6 protein-coding genes are annotated in these 10,357 nt (G+C 37.4%); 1 reads left to right on the top strand and 5 read right to left on the bottom strand.

The annotated features are described in order from the left end of the window. The 5 genes from Q8907_07815 to Q8907_07795 form a co-directional block, all read right to left on the bottom strand. A partial coding sequence (locus Q8907_07815; protein ID MDP4274167.1) for a hypothetical protein occupies window positions 1-1,614 on the bottom strand: 1,614 nt, incomplete at its 3' end. A gap of 52 nt (window positions 1,615-1,666) precedes the next feature. After that, the gene (locus tag Q8907_07810; protein MDP4274166.1) at window positions 1,667-2,233 is read right to left on the bottom strand and encodes a T9SS type A sorting domain-containing protein; all 567 of its coding nucleotides are present in this window, start codon (window positions 2,231-2,233) and stop codon (window positions 1,667-1,669) included. Window positions 2,234-2,747: 514 nt separating this feature from the next. After that, window positions 2,748-5,231, bottom strand: a complete 2,484-nt coding sequence (locus Q8907_07805; protein ID MDP4274165.1) for a mechanosensitive ion channel — start codon at window positions 5,229-5,231, stop codon at window positions 2,748-2,750. 99 nt (window positions 5,232-5,330) lie between these two features. Next, complete coding sequence (locus tag Q8907_07800) at window positions 5,331-6,941, bottom strand: M2 family metallopeptidase (protein MDP4274164.1); 1,611 nt, start codon at window positions 6,939-6,941, stop codon at window positions 5,331-5,333. Window positions 6,942-7,126: 185 nt separating this feature from the next. Further along, complete coding sequence (locus Q8907_07795) at window positions 7,127-7,819, bottom strand: 2-phosphosulfolactate phosphatase (GenBank protein ID MDP4274163.1); 693 nt, start codon at window positions 7,817-7,819, stop codon at window positions 7,127-7,129. Between the two features lie 140 nt (window positions 7,820-7,959). On the opposite strand from Q8907_07795, the gene Q8907_07790 reads away from it, so the two are divergent. Then, the gene (locus Q8907_07790; GenBank protein MDP4274162.1) at window positions 7,960-10,221 is read left to right on the top strand and encodes a putative Ig domain-containing protein; all 2,262 of its coding nucleotides are present in this window, start codon (window positions 7,960-7,962) and stop codon (window positions 10,219-10,221) included. The last annotated feature ends 136 nt before the right edge of the window (window positions 10,222-10,357 follow it).

The following is a 10,357-nucleotide window of genomic DNA, read 5'->3' as shown; positions in this document are numbered from 1 at the left end:
ATTGTCAACACTTCCGGAACTAACATTAAAATTTACCGGATAATTTGGAACAGGATTTCCTTCAGAATCCAATACTTTCAAAACAATTGGAGTACCTAATACTTTTCCTGCTATACCTTCCTGCGCATCCCCGCTAACCAATTTCAGCTGACAGGGTTGCTGATAAAGTGTATCTTTGATCACACTGAAATCTTTGCTGTAATCAAAGATTTCTTTGCCCAGGATAGTTCCGGAAAAACCCACTTTTGTATCTAGTCCGGAATATATTCCAAATTTATAATTACCAGAAAGACTGTTAGCCATGTTTTCACTTAAATAAGGTATCACTTGTAAATAAGGGCCAACCGAACTATAAAACATGATTTCAACGCGGGGATAAACGTCCACCCGGACATCACAATTATTATGTCCACTCAAACTTGGGCTTATTAAATTAAACTGATTTGAAACATTGTTTATGGAAGACCATGTACCTGCTTCATAACTGGCACCCAAATTAATCTTATGCGTACTTGAAAAACCAGCAGAAACGGACAAATTACTGTTAAAGTCTGCTTCCTGTTTAGCCATAATATCCATCTTAACAGTCATCCATACAGGAATCTCACCGATCAGGAAACCGAATGTCTTATTAAAAACATTCGCAGCAAGGGTGGTTTCCTCATTCATCGAAATTTTACTGCTAGCTGTAGCAGTAAGAACAATTTTTGATTCTGCAAGGGTTGAAGTATCTGTATAAAATTTGAACGATGTTAATTTTCCTTGTGAAAAGTTGAAACTTTTCCAATTAAAACCCGATCTTTCAAATTTAAAATTACATTTAATTTCCCCATTTAATTTAAAATATCCACTGCTGATCGCCAGTTCCAATCCATTGTTGCTATAAAGTTTTTGACCGCTAAAATCATAATTAAAACTCACCGTGGGCATAACATCATTTTTCAACCTACTCCTGACTTGCATAGAATGGTTATTATCAATTACTGCAAATGGATGAATATAATTATCAGTGTTATTTAGAAGACTTTTTAAGCGCGTTGTAGCAGTTTCTGTTGAAAGATTAAATTCCTGATTAAGAAACACATCTTCCATCGTACCCGGGTTTGTTACCACTTTAATAGTATCTCCATTAACACAGACATTTTTAACTATAGCGATAGTGCTAACGGTATCCTTATCTAAAAAGATTGTCCCTAAAGGAATAGAATCAAACACTCCGGTCTTAATGAAAGTAAAGGTTTTAGTACTGTCATTCCTTTGAATAAGCTTAACTCCTGAAATTTGTTCAGGATCCACAATTATATTCCGGGATTTATTTGATACTACTGCGGCTGTATCTGAATAAACCTGGAAACAAGTACCATCATTTATCTTAGACCGATAATAACCTTCATTACCAGAATTGACTTTAAGTTCTGCATTTGTTTTTCCAGCAATATTGTTCCAGTTTTGGCCATCGTACGAATGTTGCCATTGAATATTGCCGCGGAATTTTTCAACTTTCAATGTTATCGAATCATCTGTAACAGGTATAGTATTTGTCCGGGTATATAAGGTTTGTGCAAAAATAGAATGGGCTGCAAAAAACAATAAAATTGATAAAATTTGCTTCATGTTGATTTAATATTTGAATAATTCAATTTGTCTTTAAATCAGTATTTTAGTTTTACTCAATGATTAGTTTCTGACTTATTGATTTTAAACCCAACATGATTTGAAGAAGATATGTTCCTTTCGTAAGACCAGCTTTTCCAAATTGAATTGTTTGTATGCCGGATAAATGGGCCATTTTTTCTTTAACAACAGTTTGACCATTTAGAGTAATCAATTTAAGGATCAATTGGCCCGATTGCTCTGATTCAATCTCAATTTTAAACAATCCATTATTGGGATTTGGAAAAATCTTACAAGTAAAAATCTCAGTTTGAAGATTGGGAACTGAAGTTTTCGTTGCATAAAAAGTTTCGGAAGAGCTATTACATCCAGAATTGGGATAAGTAACCAGAACCATATAATTGCCCGATTGAGTAATAATCAGATCTTGCTTATTTCCTCCCTCAATTTCAACCCCATTCTTAAACCATTGATTCCCTGAAGATATTGAAGAAGTCAAAGTATCGGCTTTTTGTGATATAACAGGAATATAATTTTGATGTATACCCAAAGTAATTTCCTGTGAAACGCCATAAAAACAGAAAAAATTAAATAGTAAAATTATTACATACACCTTCATATTTTGAATACATTTATCTAATAATTAGTTTTATTCCAAAATTTAATTAACAATAATTTTCAAATAATTTAATCATCCCCAATAAACTTTTCTTAAATTTTCAGATTCTATTTTTGAATAAAAAAGGGATGTTCAAGTATACCAGTAAAAAAATCAGGTAATTTAATCACTAACTACCCAATGTTTCATCTTCTCTTTATCAAATTGGGCTAAAATTACCGAATTAATCTTAATCGCTAATGAATTTCCCCGGAATTTGAAAAAAATGTGATTCATACTGTTAAAAAGGTAAATCAGGAATATGCCAACCCTTTATATCTCTCACCAGGGAATAAACTTTTCTATGGGACAGACAAAATCAACCAATTAATTTCCTTTTACAGGGGAAACTTCGCTTAAGCCCGACAATTGTATCATGCCACCTTGCAATTCAAGCAGGGGGACAATAAAACGGCCCGCGGTTTACGAATGAAACCGTGGGCCGTCCGGAATAAAATATGGTTAAATCTATCTATTATTCAAATCCCATACCCTTAGCTGTAAATGCCGCCTGGAGGCGCAACATGGTTTCACTCTTAACAAGATCGGCATGAGCGATGGTACTCCAGAAACGGACCGTAATTGAACAGTTTTCTTTTGCCACCTTGGTATATAAGATAACAGGTTTCCTTTGTGCAATCACATCGGGAATATCTTTGATCGTTTCATTAATTACTTCGTTAATTACATTGGCATCCAATTCACGGTCGATCAGGGTAAATTGAACGATTACCCGCTTCTGGTCATTACTGAATGTCCAGTTGACAATATTTTGAGAGAGGATATTCCCGTTAGGAATGATCACCTCGGCACCATCGGCAGTATTCAACCGGCTTGCACGTAACCCTATCTCCTTAACTTTACCGCTTTGACCACTGATTTCAATTTCATCTCCAATCTTTAAGGAACCATCAAAAATCAAAATAATACCGGAAACAAAATTGTTCACCACATTTTGCAGGCCCATACCAATACCAACGCCTAAAGCACCGAGTAAAAATGTAAGTTTGTCAATCGGTAATCCTGATGCCACAATTGCCAGCAAATATCCGGCCAAAATAACGAGTAGCCGGGTAACTAATAAACGGGAATGTTGCTGTTTGGAAATGGAAGTATCTTCAGCCTCACTGCCGGTTTCTCCAAACAGAAAACTGACCATCCTTTGAAGCAGATGGGCCAGCCAGATAATGACAAAAAACAACAGGACACTGATCCATTTGAACGAAATACTTCCGATAATCCTGGGAGAATCCAAGAAACTGATCACTCCGTTACTCATGAAATGATAAATATTCAGATTTGAAGTAAGCATGATCAGCCACAAAATCAGGGCAACGATAACCAAAGTTGCCTTAATTTTATTGACGACAAATGAGCAGTCAAAAGGCTTTTCAACTCCTTTTTTTAAACGGCTGCTTTGTAACTGTAACAATATAATTTCAACAAAGGTTTCTACAAAAACCGGCAGGATTATAGCCTGAACAATTGCAAAAATAGCACTCACACTTAATATGCCCGAAAGCGAAAATCTCCCAAAAAGATTTGTGATAAAACCCAGGGCAGCCAGAATAATGCCTACAATTGAAGTCCGTCTTATCCATTTATGATGAGCCCTTTGTTTTCCAAAGTCATTATAAAAACGATAAGAAAAAAAGATAATGCCAACATCCAAAATCAACATCCAAATTCTGGGTAAAAATGCCGGCCGGGCCAACAAATAAGTCAGTGTTTCAGCAACAAACAAAGCTATCAGAGTCATCCAGTCTTTCAGAAATAAACGGTCCTCCGTCCTGAAGAAAATTATAGATGCACTTATAACCAGCAATGAAAATTCTATAGAAATATAAGAAGTCGGCGCATAAGCATCAAATAGGGGCATCAAGCAAAGCAAGAATACGAATAAAGAGGATACAGGATGACTGTTCAGATACCTGATATGTAAAAAGCTAAACATTCCCTCTTTTGTTTTGAGCAGTCTGAGCAGCTTACGTCTAAAGAACAGCCAGATAAACAGGACAACTCCCAAAATCAAAATAAAAGTTCTTTGTTGTGATGTCTGGCTGATATAATATCCGATGGCTTTCTGCTCACTTTCCATCATGCTTGCAACCTTTTGCGGAGGAGGGGGTGTTCCTTTCCCCATTATCATTCCGCCTCTTTGATCAAACTGCCACAAACAATTAAATTCAGGTCCGAATAATTGCATGCGCGATCGGTCAAGTCTTCGGTCCATCATATTGATCATATTGGATAAATTGACAGAATTATCAGCAACTTTAACCTTTAAAGCATTCAGGGTATCAACATTTGATTTGGTAATACTGTCCGTTCTGAACCATTTTCTTTCCAAACGGATCAGCTTCCTGTCAAATTTATTACGGAGCAGATTATTTGTATATAAAATTTTAAAAACAGAATCCGACAATGCAGTTCTCAGGCGGATTTTAGCATGATAAACCCGTGAATACATTTTATTAAGGTGCGTCTGAAATTTATCATTTTCCTGATCCAAGTCAGAGATAAAGTTCTGATAAAGGTAAAGGTTCCGGATATTGATAATTTCGTGCCTATCCCGAATATTCTGGCGGATGAGATTGATGTCATTGGTCATTTCATCAATCCTTCGCCTCATGTGCACCACTTCAAATTTCAATCTGGCACTATCATTAATGGAATTCAGGTTGTCATTTATTCTTTCGATACTCATCATATAATCACTCATTGTCAGGGTATCGGAAGCAAGAATCATTTTTTTGCGCACAGAATCTTTTTTTGCTATACTATCCAGATGGACTTTATTTGTCAACGGCAGGTTACCTGAAGCATGCATTCTTCTTCCTTTTGGCTGGGCATAACTAAAGGAGAAAACAAAAAACAAACAAACAAAAATAACCGATCGTCTGATCAGATTACCGTTATACTGAAATTTCATCATCCAAAGATTGTGACTGTTCTTCATATTCAAAATAGCCATTATATGATTCAAAATATTTTCCTCAAAATTTATAAATCAATTTTGGAACCATATATCAGATTCCTCTGTGTTTTATACTAATCATTATTTCCCGACAAACTGCCGTACGTAATATTTTGGATTAAGCTTTTCCCCGGTAGCCCTTTTAATCATTTCGTTCCAATAATAACGGCTTCCCGGTTTAAAAATTTTATCTGTAAGATATTTCCCGACTTCCGGATGGTTGGATAAACTCAAATCGTCCAGGTTGGAAACTTTTAAAACATGGTTGCCAATATAATAATATATTTGCGAAGCGAACAGTTCGCTAATCAAATAATTATGATAATAACAAGGAACAGTAGCAATATGAATTTTAGAAGCCCAGTCAGGTTCATTTCTTCCTTCAGGTTTCTTTAACAACTGGTATTTTTCTACCATCTTCCACCACAAAGCATTCAGATCCTGATCAGGATTCTCGTACATGCCTTTTTCGAAATGGAACATCACCTGGCTCCAGCGACTGAAAACCAGCTGCGACAATCTTAAATTTTTACGGCTTTCACCGGCAATATTTATCATTTCAGCATCACTGATACCCAGATTATCCTTAATCCATTGAGGATCCGAGGCCTGGCGACCAAAGAAGTTGGCTATACCTTCGGTGGTAAAAGTATGGGCTGCTTCCCTCAGATTAAACGGAAGGTTCCTGTCGTTGTTGATATCATAAACGGAATGTCCGAATTCATGAAGCAAAGTATTCATCCAATATTCATCGTTACGTGCATTTGCCAGTACCCTTGAATCACCGCAACGATCGATATCCGAGCAAAAAGCATGTTGATTTTTCCCTGGTTTTTCGTACAAATCACTACGTTTCACAACTTCATCTATCGGAAGGCCAATTCCCTTGTAAAAATTTTCCGTAACCTTCAGAATATCTACTTTTCTATAAAATCCATCGAGATCAACATTATAAATCTTCGGTGCTTCCTGGAAAAACCGGTTCTGGTAATGCCAGGGCATCAACTCGTCTTTACTGATTCCGAAACGATGGGCAAGGTAAGTATCCATTTCATCTTTAACTTCAGCAAAAGCTTTGGCGGTTAGTTTATCCAGGTCATCAAATAGCTTCTCTATATCTTCAGGTTCCTGATCGCCAAGCCTCAGGCTCATTTCATAATAATTTTTAAAACCAAGTGTATGGGCAACTTCGTTGCGGAGTTTCACCAGGCGGATTACATCCGAAGCAACCTCTTCCCCGATTTTTTTACTAGCCAGCCACACTTTTTTTACTTCTTCTGAGTTCCTGGAATTTTTTAATATAGAATCCACCTGATTATCAGAAAGTTTTTTGCCATTAATTTCTACCCGGTAAGTAGCAAAGCGATTCTCAATTTTTGTCTGCTCCTCAATCAGAGCCTGCAATTTTGCTTCGTCAACCTGATTACCCAGGTACATATTGTAAATCAGATCCATCTGACGTCTAAGAAGTTCGTCTTTTACCGCTCCTGATTCCTTGATTTTTTTTAAAGAAGCAAAATCAGACTTACTCGAAAAAATCTTTTCATATTCAAAGGCCAGGTCTGATGATTTTTTATAATCTTCTTCTTTACCTGATATAGAAGCCTGGTACTCGGCCTTGGCAGATTCAATACTTAAAGGAATCTGTCTGGCTTCCAATTTATTAATAAAATCATTTAAATCTTTTTCCATGGTCATTTTTCGAGTATTATTACACCCTGTTAAAGAAACCACAACAGGTAAAATCAAAAACAATCTAAATATTTTTATTATTGGTTTAATTTTCATTTTCATCATTTTCCTCTTTGCAAGGATGAGCATCATCCTTCAGATTATACATCAATTTATAATAACAATAGTTTTCTCAATATTAAAAACTAGACAGGAATTTTATTCAGAAAAAACAGGCCATCGTCACTCTTTTCTGTTTTCAGGACAAAATTAAAGCGGTCGAGTTCCAGGCAAAGATCTACATCGGAAGAAGGCGACCATTCAGCATTTGCAGGATCATAAAAACGTGCCGCACTGGTCTTTTTGATTACTTCCACACTATGAGCAAAATCAAACGCAGAATTTTCCAAATGGCATTTAATATATTCGGCACAAAAAGTATCTTCTTCAATTGGATAGCGGGTGGCAAACCCCATGCAAACCAGCGAGACCTTTTCGGGATTTTGCTGACGTATATACCTGATTATTGCATTTGCATTTACAAAACTTCCGGTAATAATCTGTTGGGCATGAATTGCATTTGAAATTCCCTGGGTACCCGAACTGGTAGTATGAATAACCGTTTTCCCGGTAAAATCAATATTTTTGATATGAGTCGGACAATTGCCGTAATCGAATCCAGGGGCAATACGTTCATTTCGTTCCCCAACCAAAAGATAATCTGCATGTTGTTTTTTCAGGCTATAAGCCAATTCCAAATCGGCAACCGGTATCAACTTCTCTGCACCATTTTCAGTAAGATAACAGGCAACTGTAAATGCCCTGAATACATCAATAATAACCGTGAGGCCCTCGGCCTGACGTGCCCCATCAAGTAATTGAAAAATCTGTACTTCCAAATCTTTAGTTATTTAATCGTTCAAATCATGCAAAAATACCACTCTTTTTTGAATGAAAATTAAAATATTTTGTAATTTGCCCGACCAGAGTAATTAAGAACATATCGAATAAAGTTAAAACCGCAACCAAATTCACAAAAATGAAAAATTTGATAAAAATTTCGGTTTTATTAGCGCTTTTACCAATCTTTTCAGTAAAAACCAGTGCACAGGAAATAAATTTGGGAACAGGATGGAAATTCAGAACCGGTGATCATCCCAACTGGGCAAAAGTAAATTATAACGACAAAAACTGGAAACCTGTTCAAACCAGCTTATGCTGGGAAAAACAAGGTTATCCGGATTATAATGGATATGCCTGGTACAGGATAAATGTTATTATTCCTTCTTCGTTAAAACAAAAATCATATTTAAAGGATAGTCTAAAAATCATTTTGGGAAAGATTGATGATTGTGACCAGACCTTTCTCAATGGGGTAAAAATTGGACAAAACGGAGGGCTTCCGGGGACATTTGAAAAAGTAAAAGCATACGATGTAGTCAGAAGATACGCCGTTTCGGCCAAGGGGAAACTCATCCGTTGGGACAGGCCAAATGTTATTGCTGTCAGAGTCTATGATCAACAGGGCAACGGAGGTTTGATTTACGGAAAATTATCCATGTCGATGATCGATTTGAACGATATCATCAACATTGAAACGGACAAAACAAATTTCCGCCATATCAGCGGGAATTATTTCAAGAAAACCGTTTATCTGCGTACAACTTCAAAAAAACACAAATTCCGGGGGATATTTAACATCAAAGTGGTAGCAAATGATAATTTCAAAAAAATTATCGTCAATAAAAATATTTCTGCAAAAATTTCGAAGAATAAGATATTGGCCGGTTCTTTCACTTATCCGGACAATCAGGATGGCATTGCCATCTATTCATATTTTGATAAAAAATCCCGCAGAGTCATCAGGGAGATGGAAGAGGTCCCCTATATTGCAACGCCAAGATCCCCTAAATTTCCCAGAATTAACGGGGCTAAGATTTTTGGGGTACGTCCGGGCAATCCTTTTCTCTTTACTATTGCTGCCACGGGACTGAAACCCATCACTTTCACTGCCCATAATCTTCCCGAAGGATTGACTTTAGATGAAAACAGTGGGCAAATAACAGGGAAAATTCAGCAAAAAGGAACATACCAAGTTGAACTAACCGCTCACAATAAACTTGGGAAAACCAGCCGGGAGCTTAAGATAGTCGTTGGTGAGACCATTTCGCTGACTCCTCCTTTAGGATGGAATAGTTGGAACTGCTGGGGCTTAAGTATCAACGAAGACAAGGTCAAAAAAGCCGCTGATGCAATGAAATCAACAGGATTGATTAATCATGGATGGACATACATCAACATAGATGACGGGTGGGAAAAATCCGAACGGACTGCAAATGGAGAGATACAGTTCAACGATAAATTTAAAGATATGTCAGCTCTTTCTGCCTATATTCACTCTAAAGGATTGAAATTGGGAATTTATTCCTCTCCAGGCCCCAAGACATGCGGCAACTTTCTGGGCAGTTACCAGCACGAACTTCAGGATGTTCAAAGTTATGCCAATTGGGGAATTGATTATTTAAAATATGATTGGTGTTCGTATGACCAGGTAGCCCCAAATAAAAGTCTTGAAGAACTTCAAAGACCCTATAAACTGATGCAGGAATGTCTTTCGAAAGTGAACCGTGATATTCATTATAGCTTGTGCCAGTATGGAATGGGCGAAGTTTGGAAATGGGGAGCCGAAATTAACGGCAACAGTTGGCGGACAACCGGGGATATACAGGATAACTGGCAAAGCATGGCCGGCATTGGTTTTACCCAAAATGCATGCGCCTCATATACAAGGCCCGGACATTGGAACGACCCGGATATGCTTGTTGTGGGACGTGTCGGATGGGGAACATCCTTACATAATACAAATCTCACGCCTAATGAGCAATATACGCACATCAGCCTTTGGTGTTTGCTTTCAGCCCCTTTACTTATAGGCTGTAACCTGGGCCAGATTGACGATTTTACGCTAAACCTTTTAACCAATGATGAAGTTTTGGCCGTAAATCAGGATCCTCTTGCTAAACCGGCCAGACAAAATATAAAAAACGACACATATCAAATCTGGAGTAAAGAATTGGAAGACGGAAGTAAAGCTGTTGGAATATTTAACGTAAGTAGGCAAAATGCAAAGGTTACCCTGCACTTCAATGATTTAGATATTTCCGGAACACAAATTATCCATGATTTATGGAAGCAAAAAGATTTGCCGGGTAACTTCAAAAATGAATTTACCACCTGGATTCCTGCTCATGGCGTCATGCTGGTAAAGATTTCAGATGCCCGGATTAGAACACATCTTTAATCATAAAAGAGCCAGGAGAGTCCGAACTTCAGGGTGCGGATGCCCATGGGGTAGTCGCAGGCGTTGAAGTAGCCCGAGCCGCTATAGCCGGAGTTGAGGTGTTCGCACTTGACAAAGATGCGGACGGTCTTCAGCT

The organism is Bacteroidota bacterium (assembly GCA_030706565.1).
Lineage (GTDB): Bacteria > Bacteroidota > Bacteroidia > Bacteroidales > JAUZOH01 > JAUZOH01.
This window is presented reverse-complemented; position numbering and strand designations above follow the sequence as displayed.

What these genes read in the sequence shown, in the direction of transcription:
- Q8907_07790 (MDP4274162.1), top strand. Translation starts at nt 7,960, where the DNA reads ATGAAAAATTTGATAAAAATTTCGGTTTTATTAGCGCTTTTACCAATC.
- Q8907_07805 (MDP4274165.1), bottom strand. Translation starts at nt 5,231, where the DNA reads ATGAAGAACAGTCACAATCTTTGGATGATGAAATTTCAGTATAACGGT.
- Q8907_07810 (MDP4274166.1), bottom strand. Translation starts at nt 2,233, where the DNA reads ATGAAGGTGTATGTAATAATTTTACTATTTAATTTTTTCTGTTTTTAT.
- Q8907_07800 (MDP4274164.1), bottom strand. Translation starts at nt 6,941, where the DNA reads ATGGAAAAAGATTTAAATGATTTTATTAATAAATTGGAAGCCAGACAG.